We start from the raw sequence: 20137 nt of genomic DNA, 5'->3' as shown, positions 1-20137 counted from the left end.
AGGCATGGAAAAGCGCCGTCAGATCGCCCTCGCCGTTGGTGTGCTCTCGCTCGCGGCGATCGCCTCCGATCCGCCCAGCGCCGACATCCAGATCATGACTCATCGCATCGGCGATGCTTCGCCTGCGCGCTTCCAGATGGCGGCCGATCTCGGCCTCGCCAGTGCCTCGATTCTGGTGACTTGGACCGCCGATCGCCTGACCCGGTAAGGCCCCCGCTTTTCCGTTTCGTGCCCTGATCCTTGACCCCTCCCGCTTCGCTCGGCCATAGCGCGCTGATGGAAACGCCCGTCGAAAGCCTGACGTTCGAAGCCGCACTCAAGGAGCTCGAGACGATCGTCGCGCGCCTCGAGTCCGGCGAAACCCCGCTGCAGGACGCGATCGACCTGTATGAGCGCGGCAACGTGCTCCGCGCGCGTTGTGCCGATCGGCTCGATGCCGCGCAGGCCCGGATCGAGGCGATCCGGATCGATGCGGAAGGCCGCGCGACCACCACGCCCTTCGCCGCGGCATGAGCCCGTCCCCCGCGCTTGAGGCGGCCCTGGCCGAAGCCGCGCAGGAAATCGACGCGCGCTTCGACGCGTTACTTGCCGTGCCGGACGATCCCCGTGCCGGCCTCTACCGCGCGATGCGCCACGCCGCGATCGACGGTGGCAAGCGCCTTCGCCCGCTGCTCGTGTTCGCCACAGCCAAATTGTTCGCCTGCGATCGGGATTGTGCCGCCCGCGTCGCGGTCGCGCTTGAGGCGATCCACGTCTATTCGCTGATCCACGACGATCTGCCCGCGATGGACAATGACGATCTGCGTCGCGGCCGACCTACCGTCCACAAGGCCTTTGACGAAGCAACCGCAATCCTTGCCGGCGATTGTCTGCACGCTCTGGCGTTCGAGGTACTCGCCGATCCCGCGACGCATCCTGATCCGTTCGTCCGCGCCGAGCTGGTGCTCGATCTCGCCCGCGCCGCTGGGCCGTCGGGCATGGCCGGCGGGCAGATGATGGATCTCGAAGCCGAACGCACGACCTTCGATCTGGTCACCGTCACGCGGCTGCAGGCGATGAAGACCGGCGCGCTGATCGCCGCCGCGGTCGAGGCCGGCGCGATTCTTGGCCGCGTGCCGCCGGAAGGTCGGATCCGCCTTCGCGGATACGCCCGCGATCTCGGGCTCGCTTTCCAGATCGTCGACGATCTGCTCGACGTAGAGGGCGACGAAGCGCTAGCCGGCAAGAAGCTGCGCAAGGACGCGGGCGCCGGCAAGGAAACCTTCGTCTCGCTGCTGGGGGTAGAGCCGGCGCGCGAACGCAGCCGATTGCTCGTCGACCAGGCGATTGAACACTTGCGCAACTACGGCCCGGAAGCCGATCTACTCCGCGACATCGCCCGTTTCGTGCTTTCGAGGGATCACTGATCATGACCACGCGTATCGGTGTTTATCCCGGGACCTTCGATCCGATCACGCTCGGGCACATGGACATCATTCGCCGTGGCGCAAAGCTCGTCGATCAGCTGGTGATTGGCGTCACCACCAACCCCTCGAAGAACCCGATGTTTACCGTCGAGGAGCGGATGGCGATGGTCGAACGCGAGTGCGCGACGCTTGATTCCGACATCCGCGTCGTCAGCTTCGACCTGCTGCTGATGGATTTCGCCGAGCGCGAAGGCGCCAACATGATCGTGCGCGGCCTGCGGGCCGTCGCCGACTTCGAATACGAATATCAGATGGCCGGTATGAACCAGCAGCTTAACGATAAGATCGAGACGGTGTTCCTGATGGCCGACGTAGCGCTCCAGCCGATCGCCAGTAAGCTGGTCAAGGAAATCGCCATGTTCAACGGCGAGATCGGCAAGTTCGTGACGCCGTCGGTGCGCGAGGAAGTCATTGCCCGCGTAGCAGCGACTGGCCGGCGCGGGGGCTAAGCACCCGCTTCGCGGTTCAGATTGGCGCAAGCCGCGATCTGGTCTACGAGCCCCGGAAACACGAACCGGTTGGGATGACGATGCGTTTTGTTGGAATGATCGCGATGCTCGGCGCCACGTTGCTCGCCGGCCCGGCTCTCGCCAAGGACAAGACCCCCGATCCGGCGGCGAAACCGGCAGCGCGCTTCACCCCGCCGCCGACCAACGATCTCGAGAACACCTGGCTGCTCGATCTGTCGACCGGCGGGCGCGTCTCGATCTGGCTCCGGCCCGACGTTGCACCCGATACGGTACGGCGCGTGAAGAACCTGACGCGGCGCAAATTCTATGACGGGCTCACCTTCCATCGCGTGATCGATGGCTTCATGGCGCAGGGCGGCGATCCCAAGGGCGACGGCAGCGGCGGCTCCGAGCTGCCTGACGTGAAGGCCGAGTTCAACTATCTTCCGCACGTCCGCGGCTCGGTCGCCTTCGCGCGTGCCGATGCGGAGAACAGCGCTAACAGCCAGTTTTACATCGTCTTTCAGCCGCGCCTCAGCCTCGATGGCAAATACACCGTATTCGGCCGCGTGCTGCAGGGCATGCAATATGTCGACGGCATTGAACGCGGCGAGCCGCCAACCAACCCGACCCGCATCCTCCACGCCTACATCGCCGCGGACAATCCCCCGCCCTACCAGGCCGCCCCCACCACCCCGCCCCCGACGCTCGGCGCGCCAGTGACGCTGCCGGGTACGACGCCGGCGAAGGCACCGAAGCCGCGCGGCTAAATCGCCTGCTTGCGCCGTCATCCCGGACTTGATCCGGGATCCCGCTTCTTCTCCAAGGCGCGAAGCAGACCCGACGACACAATCCGCTCGGACGCGCGACACCGTCGATTTTTCGATCAGTCCGCCACTCAGGCCGCAGCGGTAGCGCGCCCCGCCAACACCCGCTCGACCACCGGCAGCATGTGCGCGACGACCGCCGCGATCGCGCGTGCATTGGGATGAACGCGATCGATCAGCACCATGTCAGGATGGCCGAGCACGCCTGCGGGGAAGAAAGCGCAGGTCGCCACACCATGCCGCTGCGCGACCTCCTCGTGGATGCCGACATGCCCCGCCGCGCGTTGCATCAGGAACGCCGGCGGCGTAACCGTCGCTAGCAGCACGGGAATGCCGCAGCGGCCGAACTCGATCAGGATCGCATCGAGGTTCGCGCGCGTGTGCTGAGGCGAAAGCCCGCGCCACAGGTCGTTGGGGCCGATCTGCACGACCGCCAGCGCCGGGCACACCGCCAGCCCGCTCAACAACCGCGGTAAGCGCCGCACCGCATCGCCGGTCGTGTCCCCCGACACGCCCCAGTTCAGCACCGTCGCCTGCGGACGGCGCGCCCGCAGCGCGCGCTGCAGCTGCGCGGGGAAACTGTCGGCAGCCGCCAAGCCGAAGCCGGCGACCAGACTGTCCCCGAACGCGAGGATCGTGGGATCGGTCATGAGCAACTCGAGATAGGAAGCCGCCACTAGATGTCACGCTAGCATCCACCGCGAGGTCATGATCGAAACGACGCCGGTAAGCCGATCCATGGTATGCCGCCTGCGCAGATACCCCCCACGCCGCGCCGATAACTTATGCGGCGAGCCGATCGGCTGCAGCGCATGTCACCGCAGTCGGTCGATCGGCACCAGCATCCGCTCGTCGAGGAACGCCGTGATGCCGTAAACCTCCGCGAGCAGCTCAGGCGTCAGCACCGCGGCGGGCGCACCGTCCGCGACGAGTGCGCCATCCGCCAGCACCAGCACGCGATCGCAAAACCGCGCCGCCAGTGTCAGGTCGTGCAGCACCGCGATCACCAGTCCGCCCGCATCCGCCTCGGCGCGCAGCAGCTCCATCCCCTCGATCTGATGCGCCGGATCGAGGCTGGCCAGCGGCTCGTCCGCCACCAGCGCCGGCGCCTCGACCGCCAGCGCCCGCGCGAGCAGCACCCGCGCCCGCTCACCGCCCGACAATTCAGTCGCGGTCCGGGTCGCCAGCTGTGTCACGTCGGCTCGCGCCATCGCCCGCGCGATGGCAGCACGATCCGCGTCACTCATCCGCGAGAACGGCGCGAGGTGCGGCAACCGCCCGAGCGCCACCAGTCGCTCGACGCTTACCGGCCAATGCAGCACTTGCCCTTGCGGCAGATACGCGATCCGCCGCGCCACCGCCGCCCGCGGCATCGTCGCCCGATCGATCCCGTCGATCCGCACGATCCCGTCGTGCGGCAGCAGCCCGAGCAGCGCGCGCACTAGGCTCGACTTGCCTGCCCCGTTCGGCCCCAGAATACCGATCAATTGCCCTCGCTCGAGCAACGCGGAGACATCTCGCACCACCGAGCGACCCCCCAATTTTACCCCGATATTCTCCAGCGCGATGCTCACCACAACCGCCGCTCCCGCATCAGATGCACCAGGAACACCGGCACGCCCAGGAACGCGGTGACGACGCCCAGCTTGAGCTCGCTGCTCGCCGGGATCACGCGCACCGCGACATCCGCCAGGGTCAGCAGCGCCGCCCCCGCCAGCGCGCTCGGCCACAGCACCGCACTAGGGCTGCGGTCGGTCAGCGGACGCACGAGATGCGGCACGATCAGCCCGACGAACCCGATCGCCCCCGACACCGCCACCGCTCCCCCAACGCCGATCGCCACGCCCAGCAGCATCCGCGCCCGCACCGCACCCAGATTTACCCCGAGTGCCGCCGCGCCATCCTCACCCATCGTCAGCGCATCCAGCGCCCGCCCCTGCCCGGCCAGCAGCAGCGTGCCGACCACGACGCACGGTAGCGCCAGCCCGACATGGTCGAACGATCGATCCTCCAAGCTGCCGAGCAGCCACGTCGTGATCTCCATCGCCGCAAATGGGTTCGGCGACAGGTTCAGCGCCAGGCTGATCCCAGCCCCGGCCAGCGTAGACACCGCGATCCCCGCCAGGATCAGCGTCAACGCACTCTCCGATCGCCTCGCCAGCACGAACAGCATCGTCAAAGCCACCAGCGCTCCGACGATCGACAGCAGCGGCAACGCCACCGGATTCCAGCTCGCCAGTCCGAAATACAGCGCCACCACCGCCCCCAACGCCGCGCCGTTCGAGGCGCCCAGCACCGACGGTTCGGCCAGCGGGTTGCGCAGATATCCCTGCAGCGCCGCACCGCCGAGGCCCAGCATCGCCCCCACCGCCAGCCCGAGGATCACGCGCGGCAGCCGCAGTTCGATAACGATCGTTCGCTCGACCGGATCGCCCCACCCGCCCAAGGCCGCCACCACCCGGCCCGGCGGGATCCATGTGCTGCCGATCGCAACGCCCAGCAGCGCCGCCACGACGATCAGCACGATCAGCAGCGGCCAGAGCCAGTGGCGGATGACGAACACCGTCTAGCGCCGCCGCCACGAGACGGGCAAAGGATCGCGATGCGCCTGCTCATGCTCGCCCCGATGCTCGCCCTGCTCGGCGCCACTGCGCCCGCGAAGCCGCAACGTATCGTGTCGTTGAACCTGTGCGCCGACCAATATATCATGGCGTTGGCCGATCGTGGCCAGATCGCCGCGCTCAGCCGTAACGCGCGCGATCCCGGCATGTCGGCGGACGCCGTCAAGGCACGCGCTTACCCCGTCACGCGTGGCGCGGCGGAGGACGTGCTGGCGCTCCGTCCCGACCTGATCGTCGCTGCGCCCGGCCGGGTGCAAGCGACGATGGCGCAGCTCCGCGGTCGCCGCATCGCGATGCTCGATGTCGCCTCCGCCGATCGCTACGCCGATATCGTCAGCCAGATCCGCGACGTAGCACGCGCGATCGGCCACCCTGCCCGCGGCGAGGCACTCATCGCCCGCATGAACGCCGGCATGGCCACCATTCCGAACGACGCCGGCCGCGGCAAGATAGCCGCTTATTATCAGCGCCGCGGCTATCTCACCGGCACCGGCACATTGGTCGACGAACTCCTCCGCCGCGTCGGCCTGCGTAATCTCGCGACCCGGCTCGGCAAACCGCCGCTCGCCCGCGTCGGCCTCGAAGAACTCGTCCGCGCCCGCCCGGACTATCTCGTCGTCGAGAGCGAGACCGACCGGATCGCCGATCAGGGCACCGAAATGCTCCACCACCCGCTGCTGGCCAAGATCCCGCGCGTCCGCTTGCCCCAAGCGTGGACGGTTTGCGGCGGCCCGGCGTACGTCCGCGCCGCGCGATCGATCGCGGCGCAGATTTCCTGAGGCCGCGGCAGCCATCAGAACCGCGCCCGTACGCCGCCGTACGCCGCACGCCCCGGCGCCACGAAGCTGAAGATCTCCTCATACCGCTCGTCGGTCACATTCTCGACCCGCCCGAACACTGAGAGACTATCCGAAACTTTGTACTCTGCGTTCAGGTTCACCAGAACGAACTCCGGCAACGACACGATAGGTGACGTCACATAGGTCGGATCGGTGAAGGTGATGTCCGTCCGCCGCCCATTGTACCGCACCGTCAGCGTCCCCGAGAGACGCTCGTTGGTGCTGAACACCGTCGTGTTGAGGCTCGCGATATGCTTAGGCCGGCGCACTTCCTCGATCCCGTTCTCGCGCGCCTTCAGATAGGTATAGGCCAGGTCGAACTTGATCTGCGGGATCGGCCGCGCCGACACGAACGCCTCGACGCCATGCTGCGTCGATCGCGTGGTGCGGTTCGCCGGCGTCGCGACGAAGGTGGGCGCCGGATAGGTCGTGAAGACCTCGTCCTCGAGCCGGCTGTCGAAATAGGTTACGCCGATCGTCGCTTTCCCACCGGCGATTTCCTGGTCCGCCCCGGCCTCCCAACCCTTCGACTTCTCGGGCTTCAAGTCCGGATTGCCGATATAGCGGCCGTCCGAAAAACCGAAGAGCTCGAAATACCCCGGGTTCTTCACCCCCGTGCCATAGGCGCCTCGCACGCGCAGCCCGAACGGCAAGCGATATCCGGCCTGCGCACGCCACGTCGTCACATCGTCGAAGCGGTTGTTCTGGTCGCGCCGGATGCTCGCGCCGGCGGAGAAGGCGTCATCGACGGTCAGCTCATACTGCCCGACAAAACCCCAATTGTCGGTCGAGCGACGCCCGCGGAAGAACGGGAAGCTCGGCGATTGCGGGGTCGTGTTCTGGAATTCCTCGCGCTCGAAATCGACCGCCCCCGTCACGCGGTTGACCACGCGCTCGCTGCCGAAGCGGAACGAGCTCTCGAACGTCCCCTTGTAGCGCCGCCCCTTGTCGCCCGAGCTGGTGCCGGTGCGCGTGAGGTTCTCGCGCGTGGTATCGGCGATCTGCCCGGTCAGCGCATTGGTCCAGCGACCATCCGCGAGCGCCAGCTCGGCGCGCGCGAGGCCGTAGAACGCTTCGTTGCGATACTGCACCCCGGGGCTGTCGACCGTGGTGCCAAACACCGGACTGCTGCCGCGGTTCTCGGAGTTGTTGGTCAGCGCGTCGGTATAGCTGTAGCGGCCGACGCCGGTCAGCTTGAAGATGTCGGACGGCCGCCACGTCACCTTGGCGCTTGCCCCGATGCTGGTGGCTCCCACGTCACGCGTGCCGCCGCGCGCCGTAGGCGTCCCATCGGTGCGGTACACCGAACCCGACAGTGCATAATCCACCGTCTCGCCAGCGCCCGCCGCACGCGCGCCGCCCGTCACCGTCCCGAACGATCCGCCTTCGACCCGCGCCGAGAAGCCCGGCGCTTCGCGCCCGGTCAGTGTGATGTACTGGATAACGCCGCCTATCGCGTCCGACCCGTACAGCGACGATTGCTGCCCGCGCAGCACCTCGATTTTCGCCGCCTCGTCGTTGATCAGCGTACCGAAATCGAACTCGCCCTGATACGGGTCCGACACTTCGATCCCGTCGATCAGGACGAGTACGTGGTTCGCCTCGGAACCACGGATGCGCACCTGCGTCGATCCGCCGACCCCGCCGGTGCGGCTCACGGCAAGCCCCGGCACGTCGCGCAGCACGTCGGAAACGATCCGCGTCTGGCGCTCGGCAAGATCGCCGGCGCTGATCAGCGTCACCGATGCCGGCAGGTTGCGCACCTCGACCGCCTCGCCCGAGCGCGATCCAGTGACGACGATGTCGTTCCCCGCTTCGTCGGTGGTGGGCAGCGTCGGATTGCTTTGTGCGAACGCCGGCAGCGCGGCACAAAGGGCGAGCAGCGATACGAATGTCTTGGTCATGTTGTCTTCCCCCGCGTCGATCGATGAGACGCGGCGGGGCCGTCCGCGCGAGCGGACGCCGACACATGGCGAGGGCGAGCGCGGTGCCCGAGCGACCATGCGCCGACCACGGCCCCGAAGCCGCGCAGCGTCCGGGCACCGGCAAAGTGAAACTTCGCCGCCACCCGTTGTCGCTCGAACGGAAAAATCCCTCCGTGCCCCGGCCATCCCCTGGACCAGAACAATGAGCGACAGCGCCGGCAGGTCTCCTGGCTCGCGGGTCATCGCTCGATGCACGCCTTCCCAGGTCGCCCCAGTGGCTGGCCGGACATGACGTCCGGCGCATGTGCATCTCGCTCACCGCTTACAGTTGCAGGGACAGCCGCGGAATTGAGGGGCAAGCCCCTCGCACCGCATTCCCGTTTTCAGCCCCTCTCGGGGCACCGGCGCGATCTTTGAAACCAGATTGAACCCAGCTCCGGCGCCGCCTTTATGACAAAGCGGCGCGCGCGCAAACCGCAAATATCACGGCCACCGGACCCGTTCCACCGGCCGACCGTTCCCCCTCCGCAACAACGGTACTCCCCCGACACAAAGGAACGGATCGGATGGACGCAGCGGACGTCTTCACGAAGCTCTCGATCGAACTCAAGCCCAACCCCTCGCGCACCGTCATCCGCCCCTTCAGCTTCGGCTATCCGGAGCCGTTTTCGGAAGGGCGCACCCCGCGGATGAAGCAAGTGGCGCAGCGCGTCCTGGCGCTCGACCCGGCGCTGCGCGAACGGATGCGCAGCCTGCTGAACATCCCGATGCACGAACGCCACGAGAATGCCGACGCGACTTTCCTGCGTCGCTTCGAATTGGTGCGCGATGAACTCGGCCTCGCGGCGGACCTTCCGGAAACCGAGCGACTGCTGATCGGCGCTTACTTGAGCCAGGAATATGCCTTCGAGGCCGCCGCGCTGTTCAACCCCAGCATCGTGCGCATGCCCGACGCTGACGTCAGGGACGGTTGCCTGCCGTTCCTCCTGTCGCTACGTGGGATCGGGGAAGGCCACATTTCTTCGATCACGTTCCGTACCGGTACCTGGGACGGCGGCACGGGCCTCGTGCTCGACCCCGCGAGCGAGCATGGCACCCCGCCGCGCATCGATGGCGAGGAAGACGGCTGGACCCGCCTGATGTGCGAGGACAGCGACGAAGCGTCCGAGACGGTGATCTTTCCGGTCCTGCCCAGCCAGCGCCAGGGCGTCGAGGATCTGCGCCTCGTCAATTTCACCGACGACGATGGCACGCAGAGCGTGATCGGCACTTACACCGCTTTCGACGGCTCCACCGCGCGGCAGGAGATGCTGCGTGCGGTCGACCTGCGCACCTTCCAGATGCGCGCACTCGACGGGGCGATGACGGCGTACAAGGGCATGGCGCTATTCCCGCGCCGGATCGACGGCCAGTTCGTCATGCTCGGCCGGCAGGATAACGAGAATATCTGGCTGCTCCGCTCGGACTCGCTTCACCAATGGGAAACCGGCGAGCGGATCATGGCGCCAAAATATCCGTGGGAATTCGTACAGATGGGCAATTGCGGCTCGCCGATCGAGCTCGACGAAGGGTGGCTGGTGTTCACACACGGCGTCGGCATGGTGCGCGGCTATTGCGTCGGCGCCTGCCTGCTCGACAAAGCCGATCCGTCCCGCGTGCTGGCGCGTACACCCTCCCCGCTGCTGTTCCCCAGCGCCGAGCAGCGCGGCGGCTATGTCCCCAACGTCACCTACAGCTGCGGCGCCCTGCTCCACGGCCGCCGCATCCTGCTGCCCTACGCCATCGCCGACGAATATAGCGCATTCGCGGTCGCCGAGGTGGCGGACATCCTGTCGGTGATGGTGCCGGCGTAAGGGAGCCGGGCAACCACCGGTCACCCCGGCCTTGAGCCGGGGTCCCGCCGCCTTGCGCCTTGAACCCCCAATCGGATCCGAGCCCCCCCTTGTCGCCCGTCCTGCCTACGATAGCATCGCCGACACCTAACATACTATTTTTGCTGTATACGTTCTGAGGAGACGAGCTAGATTATGGTAAATGGGTGGTCTCAATCGAAAGCACCGGCGCGCGGGAAAGCAATTCAGGCCGAAACCTCGTGACGCCTATCGGATTTTACCGATACCGTTTCGTGCGCAGTTTGACGCACTGGCGGTTCTCGGCGGCTTTGCCAATCACGTGTCGATGTCGCAGGTGGGATTGCCAACCACGGTAAGCGGCTCCCTTGCATCAATGGTCTTTGCGAAATCGTGCGCGCATGCCCGTTCTATCGGAGCGATCGCCGTACAGTCATCGATGTTTGACCATCACGCGATCATGTCTTTGACACGAATGATCCTAGAAGCTTCGACAATGATTGCTTACCTGCTCGATCCGGTTTCTGATGACGAGTGGGCATTTAGGCACACCGTATTGAAGCTACACGATACAGTTTCGCGTATTAAGCTACTTAGAAGCTTTAATGCTCCCTCAGATGATCTTCGAACAGGTCGAGAAGAACTCAAGTCAATAATTATCACCAGTCCGATCTTTAGTAGCTTGCCTAAAGATCGTCAAAACCGCCTGACTAATGGTGAAGATATGTTCGTGATAGGTATGCGAACGGTTGCAACCAAGATCATGGGTTGGAATGAAACCAAATTTATGGGCATTTACGCATATTTTTCCGCTCATACGCACTCGGCCCCAATGAGTTTTGTACGAATGGCGAATCACGAGATCGATTACTACCACCCAAGCTACGCCCAAATCAGCACCTTAGCGTTGTCGCTGGAAGTCTCACTCGCCTGCTTGCGCCGATCCATGCTCAGAATGATTGATGAACATCCCGAGCAGATTCCCCTTTACCATCCGGACTTACTAACCGACGCCAGACAACAGGACGCCGAGAGTCCATTTTTCGCTGTCGATTAAAGGTCCAAGTCTTTCTACTCAATTTAGCTAGCTTTGCCGCATTTGGCAGACCAAGAAGCTCGGCCCAAACGGTCTAAAGAATCAGAAGCTGCGTGTCCGGCGACGCGCATCGAAGCGATTCGATCAATAACCCTCGAGCCCTTCTACCCCATCAGCGATGAACAAAAAATCGAAGAAGGGTTTGGTGCTTCAATTCACCTTCGACCCCTGGCTCTTCCCCGATCAACCAAGGTTTGAGGAAGAACAATCGCTCAGCGTCCGCCGCACTGCGTCACGCCAGCCAGCCACCAACGGCGCACGCGCCTCCTCACTCATCGCCGGCTCGAAGCATCGCTCACGCGACCACAGCGCAGCGAGTTCGTCGAGGCCGGACCAGATCCCCGTCGCCAGCCCCGCGTGGAACGCGGCGCCGCGCGCGGTCGTCTCGAGGTCCGCGGGCCGCTCCACCGCGATGTCGGTCAGGTCGGCGAGGAAACCGCACAGCCAGTCGTTCGCTGCCATCCCGCCATCGACGCGCAGCAGCTGCGGCCGACTTCCCGCATCCGCCGCCATTGCCTCCGACAGATCGAGCGTCTGATACACCACCGCCTCCAGCGCCGCGCGCGCGAGGTGCGCCGCGCTACTGTCCAGCGTCAGTCCATGGATCGCGCCGCGCGCGGCCGGGTCCCAGTGCGGCGCGCCGAGCCCGACGAACGCAGGCACCATGTAGACGCCGTGGCTGTCGGGAACGCTCGTGGCCATGTCGGTCGTCTGGCTGGCATGGGTGATGATCCCCAGCCCATCGCGCAGCCACTTCACTGCCGCCCCAGCGACGAAGATTGAGCCTTCCAGCGCATAGGTAGTCTTGCCGTTCAAGCGATAGGCGGGCGTCGTCAGCAGCCGGTGCCGCGACGTGATCGCCTCGTCGCCGGTGTTGAGCAACATGAAGCACCCAGTGCCATAGGTCGACTTGGCCGCCCCGCGATCGAAACACGCCTGGCCGAACAGCGCCGATTGCTGGTCCCCCGCCATCCCCGCGATCGGGATCGCCGCGTCGAACAATGCCGGGTCGGTCGTGCCATAGACGTGCGCATTGTCGTGCACCTCGGGCAGCATCGCCATCGGCACGCCGAAAAGCTTACACAATTCCTCGTCCCAGAAGCCGCGATGGATGTCGAACAGCATGGTGCGGCTGGCATTGGTCACGTCGGTCGCGTGGACCTTGCCGCCCGTCAGCCGCCACAGCAGGAAACTGTCGATCGTCCCGAACGCCAGCTCGCCGCGCTCGGCCTTCGCGCGCGCGCCGGCGACATTTTCGAGCACCCAGGCAATCTTGGTGGCGGAGAAATAGGGATCGATCAGCAGCCCGGTCCGCGCGCGGATCAACTCCTCCGCGCCGTCCGAGCGCAGCGTCGCGCAGCGATCCGCGCCGCGGCGGTCTTGCCACACGATCGCGCGGTGTTCCGGCACCCCGGTCGCGCGATCCCAAATGACAGCGGTTTCGCGTTGATTGGTGATTCCAATCGCCGCGATATCCCCCGAATTCACCCCGCCAATCACCTCCCGCGCGGTCGCCAGTGTTTCGCGCCAGATGTCCTCAGGGTCATGCTCCACCCAGCCATGTCGCGGATAATGCTGGGGAAATTCCGTCTGCGCAATCGCCACCCGCCGCGCTTGATCGTCGAACAGCACCGCCCGCGTAGAGGTAGTCCCCTGATCAATCACCAAAATATGCGCCGCCATTCTTCTCTCCAACACCACTAAAACGAACTTCGCGCTGTTTCGAACGAACGTCAACGCTTTCATTGAGCGAAATTATGCCTATTTTGGGTGTAGCGGTTGGAGCGGGTTATGGTGGGTTTTGTAAGTGCGGACGTTGATCTGCTGGTTGTGGGTGGCGGCATCAACGGGGCGGGGATTGCGCGGGATGCGGCTGGGCGGGGGCTTAGCGTGCTGCTTGTCGAGCAGGACGATCTCGCCAGTCATACCTCGTCGGCGTCGACCAAGCTGATCCACGGCGGGCTGCGCTATCTCGAATATGGCGAGTTCCGGCTGGTGCGCGAGGCGCTGATCGAGCGCGAGCGGCTGCTGGGCATGGCGCCGCACATCATCTGGCCGCTCGAGTTCGTCCTGCCGCAGAGCCAGTCGCCGCGGCCGGCGTGGATGGTCCGGCTCGGGCTGTTCCTCTACGATCACCTGGGCGGACGCGAGAAGCTGCCCGGCACGCGCACGGTGCAGCTCGACAGCTCCCCGCTCGGTGACGGGCTAAGTCCCCGCGAAGGCAAGGCTTTCGTCTATTCGGATTGCTGGGTCGAGGACAGCCGGCTGGTCGTGCTCAACGCAATGGACGCCGCCGCGCGCGGCGCGACGATCGAGACGCGCACCCGGCTGGTGGATGCGCAGCGCGAGGGTGACGGCTGGGTCGCGACGCTGGTCGGCGAGGCGGGCGAGCGCAAGGTGCGCGCGCGCGCGGTAGTCAATGCCGCGGGGCCGTGGGTGGCGGACGTGCTGGGGCGGGTGCCCGATGCGCGCACCGATCGCGGGGTGAAGCTGATCAAGGGCAGCCATATCGTCGTGCCCAAGCTGTACGAGGGCAGCCACGCCTTCATGCTGCAGAACCCCGACCGCCGCATCGTCTTCGCGATCCCCTATGAAAACGACTATACGCTGGTCGGCACGACCGACGAAGAGTGGAGCGGGGCGCCCGGAAAGGCTGCGATCAGCCCGGAGGAAACCGGGTATATCCTGGGGACTATCGGACGATATTTTGGTAAAGCGACTCTCGAAACTGATATCGTCTGGAGTTTCGCGGGCATCCGTCCGCTGTACGACGACAAATCGTCCAACGCCTCGGCCGTCACGCGCGACTATGTGCTCGATCTCGACGCCAGTGAAGGCCGCGCGCCGATGCTCAGCATCTTCGGCGGCAAGATCACGACGTACCGCAAGCTGGCCGAGCACGCGATGAAGGAGCTGGCGCGGTTCTTCCCGCAAGCGAGCGGCGCGTGGACCGCGGGCGCGGTGCTGCCCGGCGGCGACATGCCCGACGCCGATTTCGAGCGCTTCGTGACGACGCTGCAGGCCGAACGCCCGTCGCTTCCCGCCGCGCTGCTGCGGCGCCTCGCCCGCGCCTACGGCACACGGACCGCCGCGCTGCTCGGCAGCGCGCAAACGGTTGCCGATCTCGGCCGGCCGTTCGGCGGCGACCTGTACCAGGCGGAAGTCGATTATCTCGTCTCGGCGGAATGGGCGCGCTCGGCGGAGGACATCCTCTATCGCCGCAGCAAGCTCGGCCTCCACGTGCCGCCCGAGACCGCCGCGGCACTCGACGGCTATCTCGCCGCGCCAGTGCGCTCGGCCGCGTGATCGCGCCCGCCCCACCGGCGGTGGCGGCGCGCCACCGGGCGATCCTCGACCTCGCCCGTCACACCGGCAGCGTGATGGTCGATGACCTGGCCGAACGCCTCGGCGTGACGCCGCAGACGATCCGCAAGGATCTGACCCTGCTCGAACGCCGCGCGATGCTGTCGCGCGTCCACGGCGGCGCGGTGGTCACCTCGGGCGTCGACAATGTGCTTTATGCCGAACGCCGGCTGATCGCGGCGGAGACGAAGGACGCGATCGGCGCTGCCGCCGCGTCGCTCGTTCCCAATGGCGCGAGCCTGTTCATCAACATCGGATCGACCACCGAGGCGATCGCGCGGCACCTAACCGGCCATCGCGACCTGATGGTCATCACCAACAACCTCAACGTCGTCGACATCCTCGCCGATTGCGCGTCGATCGAAGTGATCGCCGCCGGCGGCCGGGTGCGCGCGAGCGATCGCGCGGTGGTCGGCGCGCTAGCGATGGACTTCATCCGCAATTTCCACGTCGATTATGCGCTGATCGGCGCATCGGCGCTGGCGCCCGACGGCACGTTCCTCGATTTCGATATGGACGAAGTGCGCGTCTCGCAGACGATCATCGCGCAGGCGCGCAAGGTGATCCTGTCGCTCGATTCGTCCAAGATCGGCCGCCCGGCGCCGGTGCGGATCGGCGGGCTGACGGACATCGATTATCTCGTCACCGACGGGCTGGACGATGCGCTCGAGGCGGCGTGCGACAAGGCGAACGTGGCGATTGTCGAAGTGATGGGCGGTTAGGTGGTCATCACTCGCACCGTTCGTGCTGAGGAGGCATTGCGCTTGTCGAAGGCTCGTCTCAGGGCGAACGGAGGGCAAAAATGGCGAGGCCAATCGCGGATCAGCTGTGCTCCCCGGCGTAGGCCGGGGTCCAGTTGGGAAGGTTGTCGTAATGGAGCGCGTCCCTCTCTTGGCTACGGTCGGTAGCTGGGCCCCGGCCTTCGCCGGGGGACAGGGCGGATAAGGGGAAGCGGCGTTTAATGGATCGGCTTGATTTCAACGAGGCCCGCGCGCTGACGCGGCGGCGCCTGCTGTCGGCGGGGGTCGGCGGCGGGGCGGCGATGATCGCAGCGCGCGCGCTGGGGGCGGACGTCGATCTGCGGCTGCCGGGCGGGCCGTCCGCGCGGCCGACGACCAGCGGCTTCCCCGGCAAAAGCGAGATGATCCTGCAGCGCATCCGCCCGCCGCTGCTCGAAACGCCGATGGAGGTGTTCCAGCGCGGCGTGTTCACCCCCAACGATCGCTTCTTCGTGCGCTGGCATTGGGGCGACATGCCGACGTCGATCGATGTCGTCAGCTATCGCATCCGCATCGGCGGGCATGTGAACCGGCCGCTGTCGATCTCGCTCAAGCAATTGCTCAACATGCCGCGCGTCGAGCTGGCGGCGGTCAACCAATGTTCGGGCAATTCGCGTGGGCTGTTCCAGCCGCGCATCCAGGGCGCGCAATGGGGGCATGGCGCGATGGGCAATGCCAAGTGGATGGGCGTGTCGCTGCGCCACCTGCTCGATCTGGCCGGGGTGCGCGGGGGCGCGGTGGCGGTGCGCTTGGGCGGGCTCGACAAGCCGCTGATCGCCGGGGCGCCCGATTTCGAGAAGGCGCTCGCGCTGGATCATGCGCGCGATGGCGAGGTGATGCTGGCGTTCGCGATGAACGGCGAGCAATTGCCGCTGCTCAATGGCTTCCCCGTGCGACTGGTCGTGCCGGGCTGGTATTCGACCTATTGGATGAAGACGGTCGACACGATCGAGGTGCTGCCCGCGCCCGACGAGAATTACTGGATGGCCAAGGCGTACAAGATCCCCACCGCGCCGCGCGCCAATGTGGCGCCGGGATCGAAGGATTTCCCGACCGAGCCGATCAACCGGATGAACCCGCGATCGTGGATCAGCAGCATCGCCGATGGCGCGAGCTATGGCTATGATCCGCTGCTGCCGGTGGAGGGGATCGCGATGGGCGGCGACACTGGCGTCGCGCGCGTCGATATCTCGTCGAATCGCGGCCGTACCTGGGAGGCGGCGACGCTGGGGCGCGACGAGGGCCGCTACGGCTTCCGCCGCTTCACCGCGCGCGTCCGCGTGCCGCGCCCCGGCCGCGTGATGGTGATGGCGCGCTGCACCAACGAGAAAGGCGAGACGCAGCCGATGGAGCCCAACTGGAACCCCGGCGGCTTCATGCGCAATTGCGTCGAGCCCGTCACCGTGGCGCTCACCTGATGCGCGCGCCCAACCTTGCGATGATCGTCGTCGCGCTGATCGTCGGATCGATGGCGGTGCTGCTCGTGATCAGCTCGACCTCGCGCCAGCCCGAGACGCGCAGCACCGCGTCGCTGATCGGCGGCGATGCCGGCTCGGTGTCGGGCAACGGCTTCACGCTGACCTCGACCAGCATCGAGCCGCCCGCGGACGACGCGACCTTCCCAGCTGGCCCGCATGTCGATCTGGTCAACCAGAACTGCCTGTCATGCCATTCGGCCAGCATGGTGCTGACCCAGCCGCGGCTGAAGCCCGAGCAATGGACCGCGATCGTCGAGAAGATGCGCGACGTTTACAAGGCGCCGATCGCAGCGGGGGATGTGCCGGCGATTACGGCGTATTTGGCGGGGCTTGGCGCGGGGGACGAGAAGCCGGGGGATTGAGGATGGTAAGCCGGCGGCGGCTAATACTGCGCATGGTTAACGGAAAAGGATTATGCGAGCGAAAGTGCCGCAACAAGCTAACGTCTTGAGTTAGATGCAGACGGTGCAGCCTTCTGAAGGGCGATGAGCGTTAGCTTGATAAGCGGTGGGACGAGGAACCATGAATACGGCAGTGATTGCGATGCTATTGCTTCAGCCAATGGCGGGCGCACCCGACGAACCGTTGGCACCGATAGGGAAGTGGACCGTTAATTACGGAACCGGCTCATGCGTCCTGTCTCACGATTTCGGGACAGTCACCGATCCCATCTCCTTGACGTTCAGGCCGTCGCCTTTGGGCGTCGACATCGATCTGACCATGATAGCTGCAGGTTCGCCAGCCGCGAGATACCGAAAGCTAAATGGCAAGCTGATCCTGCAGCCATCTGGAAGGTCGGTGGAGAGCACCATCGATATTTTTGGCGCTCAGGTTGATGGACAGTCCAAGACAATCACAAAGTTGGTAGCCATGAATGACGTCGCGTCAGAATTGCGAACGTCGACGGCGATCACAATAGAGTTGCAAGATAAACGGCGTATAAGCTTCGCGCCCAGCGGGCTTAGTGCAGCTTTTGCCGCCTTGAATACCTGTCAGGCAAGCTTGTTTCAGGCGTGGGGCTATGATCCGCACGAACGCGACCAAATGATAACTCCGCCGAAGCGGCTTGGCGAACCCGGCTGGTTGTTACCGGACGATTATCCGAAGGATGCCATTGCAAATAGGGAGCATGGCATCTCCATCGTTTTTTATAAAGTAACTGTGGCCGGCCTGGTAACCGAGTGCCGAACTGTAAGCTCAAGCGGTAGTAAGAGCTTGGACGAGGCGACATGTAGAGCAGTCACGAAGCGTGCTCGATATACACCTGCGGTTGGCCTTGACGGTAAACCGATGGAGATCCATCAAACACATCGAGCGGTCTGGCGTCTGCCTAACTGAACCGGATCAGCCAGTTTTGATCGACGTTCCCAAGTAGCGGGAGCGGTCACCTCTCAACTGCCGTCGTGCTGAACTCGATTCAGCATTTACCTCTACACAAGCGACGACAGCGGCTGCGGAGCGGTGGGCCCTGAAACGAGTTCAGGGTGACGGCGGTCGTAATGGGGCGATACTGACAGCAGGCGATCAGAAGCCAAGGGCCATGGTGAGGGCGGCCATGTCATGGCCCGAAATGACGCTGCCCCGCTCGATATGGTCGTCGAGCAGGTTGGGGATATACATTTGCCAAGCTTCCGGCCCGCCCAATGTGTCGGGCACGGCGAACCCGGCCTGCTGTTCCTTCAGCTTCATGAGTTTGACTTTTGCCAGCGCCTTTACGCCTGATCCTTCTTCATTCGGATTGCTCCAGTCCGACTTCCAGAGTTCCTGGCTGAACTTGGGCATGGGGTTGAAGGTGCCCCAGAACACACGGGTCTCGACCTTGAGCTTCACCTGCACGTAATTGTCGAGATCGTTCCAGTCGAGACAGACGCAGGACATGAAGCGCACCATCGCCGACATGCTGATGCCGTTCGCCTTTGCCTGCTGCAACCGACCCAGCGCGCCTTCCTTGTCTTCCATGAACGGCTTCACGGCGGACCACCACGGGGTGACGCCATATTGCCCGGCGGCAGCGGCACCCTTGGTCATCTTGAACAGCATGGTATCTTTGGGCACCGTGACGACGCGCACTTTACGAAAGCCGTTCTGGTCCGATTTGCGAAGCTTGTAGAAATCCGCCTGACACAGCGTTCCATTGAGCATGGCCACCCCCCTTTGATTTATCTGACTATTCCATTCGCCTGAACTGCCAGGCATCGATGACGACGGTGCGACGATTGACGCCGCGGTGCAACTGGATTGTCGCTGAGGCGGGCAAAGCGGGATGTTGCTGTCGGGGTCTGCGCGACGCCTTTGCGCAACAAGCAATGACAGCGGCTGCGGAAGCGTGGCCGCTGAAACACGTGCAGGGTGACGGTGCGGCGATCCTCCTCTACGGTCCGCCGCACATGAGCACCGCCCCGATCGACAGCCCGCGCCCGACGATCCGTGACGTCGCGCGGCTAGCCGCAGTTTCGATCAAGACCGTCTCGCGCGTCATCAACGATCAGCAATATGTGAGCGCGGACAAGCGCGATCGCGTCCGCCAGGTGATGCTCGATATCGGGTTCCAGCCGAACCAGGCGGCGCGCGCGCTCGCCGGGCATCGCTCGCACCAGATCGCGCTGATCTGCGACAATCCCAATCCGTGGTACGTCTATGAGATCCAGCTCGGCGTGCGCGAACGCTGTGCGCGCGACAATATCCGGATGATCGCGCAGCCCTATGATCGCGCCTCGCCGACACTGCTCGACGATATCGTCGCGCTGATCGACCAGGCGCATCCCGACGGGCTCGTGCTTGCGCCGCCGGCGTGCGACGACGTGCGGGTGATCGCCGAGCTCGACCGGCGCGGCATCCCCTTCGTGCGGCTGCAGCCCGGCGCGCGGCTCGATGCGGACCTCGGTTCGGGGCCGAGCGTAGCGATCGACAATGATGCCGCGGCGTTTGACATGACGACGTATCTCCTGGGGCTCGGCCACCGCCGCATCGGCTTCGTCGTGGGCGAGCGCAGCTATGCCGCGTCGGGGCAGCGGCTCGCGGGCCATATCCGCGCGCTGGGCGAGGCTGGGGTGGATGTCGATCTGACGCTGATCCGGCAGGGCGAGTTCGACGTCGCCTCGGGCGAGGCGGCGGGCGAGGCGCTGCTGTCGCTGGCCGAGCCGCCGACCGCGATCTTCGCCTCGAGCGACGACATGGCCGCTGGCGTGCTGGCGGCGGCGCATCGGCGCGGGATCGCGGTGCCCGCCGCGCTGTCGGTCGCGGGGTTCGACGACGGCCCGACCGCGCGCATCGTTTGGCCGGCGCTGACCACCGTCCGCCAGCCGGTGCGCGCGCTGGCCAATGCCGCGACCGACCTGCTGCTCGCCCCCGATGGCGACCTGCAGCCCCGGCTGCTTGCGCACGAACTGGTGCTGCGCGCCTCGACCGCGGCGCCGAAGGTTGACGGATCGCGGAACGGGTGAC

The 20137-nt window shown here is 65.4% G+C and carries 20 protein-coding genes and 1 riboswitch; of the genes, 14 read left to right on the top strand and 6 right to left on the bottom strand.

Annotated elements, in window-relative coordinates:
* Positions 1-4: 4 nt before the first annotated feature.
* The 5 genes from LLW23_RS13230 (at position 5) to LLW23_RS13210 (ending at position 2685) form a co-directional block, all read left to right on the top strand.
* The gene (locus LLW23_RS13230; RefSeq protein WP_228945976.1) at positions 5-208 is read left to right on the top strand and encodes a hypothetical protein; all 204 of its coding nucleotides are present in this window, start codon (positions 5-7) and stop codon (positions 206-208) included.
* 68 nt (positions 209-276) lie between these two features.
* Positions 277-513 carry an exodeoxyribonuclease VII small subunit gene (locus LLW23_RS13225; RefSeq protein WP_228945975.1) on the top strand — a complete coding sequence of 79 codons (237 nt, stop codon included), beginning with the start codon at positions 277-279 and terminating at the stop codon, positions 511-513.
* Positions 510-1406 (top strand): polyprenyl synthetase family protein, encoded by an 897-nt coding sequence (locus tag LLW23_RS13220; protein ID WP_228945974.1) that lies wholly within the window; start codon positions 510-512, stop codon positions 1404-1406. The genes LLW23_RS13225 and LLW23_RS13220 overlap by 4 nt, the downstream gene beginning before the upstream one ends.
* Before the next feature lie 2 nt (positions 1407-1408).
* Entirely contained in the window at positions 1409-1915 is a 507-nt protein-coding gene (coaD, locus tag LLW23_RS13215; RefSeq protein WP_228945973.1) for a pantetheine-phosphate adenylyltransferase, read from the top strand.
* 80 nt (positions 1916-1995) lie between these two features.
* Positions 1996-2685 carry a peptidylprolyl isomerase gene (locus tag LLW23_RS13210; protein ID WP_228945972.1) on the top strand — a complete coding sequence of 230 codons (690 nt, stop codon included), beginning with the start codon at positions 1996-1998 and terminating at the stop codon, positions 2683-2685.
* Positions 2686-2813: 128 nt separating this feature from the next.
* Here LLW23_RS13210 and LLW23_RS13205 read toward each other — a convergent pair whose 3' ends face one another.
* The 3 genes from LLW23_RS13205 to LLW23_RS13195 all read right to left on the bottom strand — a co-directional run bounded on the left by LLW23_RS13205 (position 2814) and on the right by LLW23_RS13195 (position 5305).
* A complete protein-coding gene (locus LLW23_RS13205) occupies positions 2814-3392 on the bottom strand; it encodes a GDSL-type esterase/lipase family protein (RefSeq protein WP_228945971.1) in 579 nt (192 codons plus the stop codon).
* Between the two features lie 165 nt (positions 3393-3557).
* Positions 3558-4319 carry an ABC transporter ATP-binding protein gene (locus LLW23_RS13200; RefSeq protein WP_228945970.1) on the bottom strand — a complete coding sequence of 254 codons (762 nt, stop codon included), beginning with the start codon at positions 4317-4319 and terminating at the stop codon, positions 3558-3560.
* On the bottom strand, positions 4313-5305 hold the full coding sequence (locus LLW23_RS13195; RefSeq protein WP_228945969.1) for a FecCD family ABC transporter permease: 993 nt from the start codon (positions 5303-5305) through the stop codon (positions 4313-4315). The genes LLW23_RS13200 and LLW23_RS13195 overlap by 7 nt, the downstream gene beginning before the upstream one ends.
* Positions 5306-5344: 39 nt before the next feature.
* On the opposite strand from LLW23_RS13195, the gene LLW23_RS13190 reads away from it, so the two are divergent.
* Complete coding sequence (locus LLW23_RS13190) at positions 5345-6142, top strand: ABC transporter substrate-binding protein (protein ID WP_228945968.1); 798 nt, start codon at positions 5345-5347, stop codon at positions 6140-6142.
* 14 nt (positions 6143-6156) lie between these two features.
* Here the strand turns inward: LLW23_RS13190 and LLW23_RS13185 are convergent, their stop codons facing one another.
* Complete coding sequence (locus LLW23_RS13185) at positions 6157-8106, bottom strand: TonB-dependent receptor plug domain-containing protein (protein ID WP_228945967.1); 1950 nt, start codon at positions 8104-8106, stop codon at positions 6157-6159.
* Between the two features lie 221 nt (positions 8107-8327).
* A riboswitch (cobalamin riboswitch) is annotated at positions 8328-8548 on the bottom strand.
* 145 nt (positions 8549-8693) lie between these two features.
* On the opposite strand from LLW23_RS13185, the gene LLW23_RS13180 reads away from it, so the two are divergent.
* Complete coding sequence (locus LLW23_RS13180; protein WP_228945966.1) at positions 8694-9980, top strand: glycoside hydrolase family 130 protein; 1287 nt, start codon at positions 8694-8696, stop codon at positions 9978-9980.
* Between the two features lie 181 nt (positions 9981-10161).
* Entirely contained in the window at positions 10162-11034 is an 873-nt protein-coding gene (locus LLW23_RS13175) for a hypothetical protein (RefSeq protein ID WP_228945965.1), read from the top strand.
* Positions 11035-11256: 222 nt separating this feature from the next.
* On the opposite strand, the gene glpK is transcribed toward LLW23_RS13175, so the two are convergent.
* The gene (gene glpK, locus LLW23_RS13170; protein WP_228945964.1) at positions 11257-12756 is read right to left on the bottom strand and encodes a glycerol kinase GlpK; all 1500 of its coding nucleotides are present in this window, start codon (positions 12754-12756) and stop codon (positions 11257-11259) included.
* 108 nt (positions 12757-12864) lie between these two features.
* Between glpK and LLW23_RS13165 the strand changes: the two genes are divergently transcribed.
* The 5 genes from LLW23_RS13165 (at position 12865) to LLW23_RS13145 (ending at position 18031) form a co-directional block, all read left to right on the top strand.
* The gene (locus LLW23_RS13165; RefSeq protein WP_228945963.1) at positions 12865-14379 is read left to right on the top strand and encodes a glycerol-3-phosphate dehydrogenase; all 1515 of its coding nucleotides are present in this window, start codon (positions 12865-12867) and stop codon (positions 14377-14379) included.
* On the top strand, positions 14376-15158 hold the full coding sequence (locus LLW23_RS13160) for a DeoR/GlpR family DNA-binding transcription regulator (RefSeq protein ID WP_333473773.1): 783 nt from the start codon (positions 14376-14378) through the stop codon (positions 15156-15158). Before LLW23_RS13165 ends, LLW23_RS13160 begins: the two co-directional genes overlap by 4 nt.
* A gap of 239 nt (positions 15159-15397) precedes the next feature.
* Positions 15398-16633, top strand: coding sequence for a molybdopterin-dependent oxidoreductase (locus LLW23_RS13155; protein WP_228945962.1), 1236 nt, complete (start codon positions 15398-15400; stop codon positions 16631-16633).
* A complete protein-coding gene (locus tag LLW23_RS13150) occupies positions 16633-17055 on the top strand; it encodes a hypothetical protein (protein WP_228945961.1) in 423 nt (140 codons plus the stop codon). Before LLW23_RS13155 ends, LLW23_RS13150 begins: the two co-directional genes overlap by 1 nt.
* A gap of 160 nt (positions 17056-17215) precedes the next feature.
* Positions 17216-18031, top strand: coding sequence for an energy transducer TonB (locus tag LLW23_RS13145; RefSeq protein ID WP_228945960.1), 816 nt, complete (start codon positions 17216-17218; stop codon positions 18029-18031).
* A gap of 186 nt (positions 18032-18217) precedes the next feature.
* On the opposite strand, the gene LLW23_RS13140 is transcribed toward LLW23_RS13145, so the two are convergent.
* On the bottom strand, positions 18218-18835 hold the full coding sequence (locus tag LLW23_RS13140; RefSeq protein WP_228945959.1) for a hypothetical protein: 618 nt from the start codon (positions 18833-18835) through the stop codon (positions 18218-18220).
* A 164-nt stretch (positions 18836-18999) separates the two neighbouring features.
* On the opposite strand from LLW23_RS13140, the gene LLW23_RS13135 reads away from it, so the two are divergent.
* On the top strand, positions 19000-20136 hold the full coding sequence (locus LLW23_RS13135) for a LacI family DNA-binding transcriptional regulator (RefSeq protein ID WP_228945958.1): 1137 nt from the start codon (positions 19000-19002) through the stop codon (positions 20134-20136).
* Position 20137: the final 1 nt, after the last annotated feature.

Origin of the sequence: Sphingomonas radiodurans, assembly GCF_020866845.1 — a bacterium.
In the GTDB taxonomy this organism is placed as follows: Bacteria; Pseudomonadota; Alphaproteobacteria; order Sphingomonadales; family Sphingomonadaceae; genus Sphingomonas; species Sphingomonas radiodurans.
The sequence above is the reverse complement of the archived record's forward strand: the minus strand, read 5'-3'. Positions and strand labels throughout refer to the sequence as shown.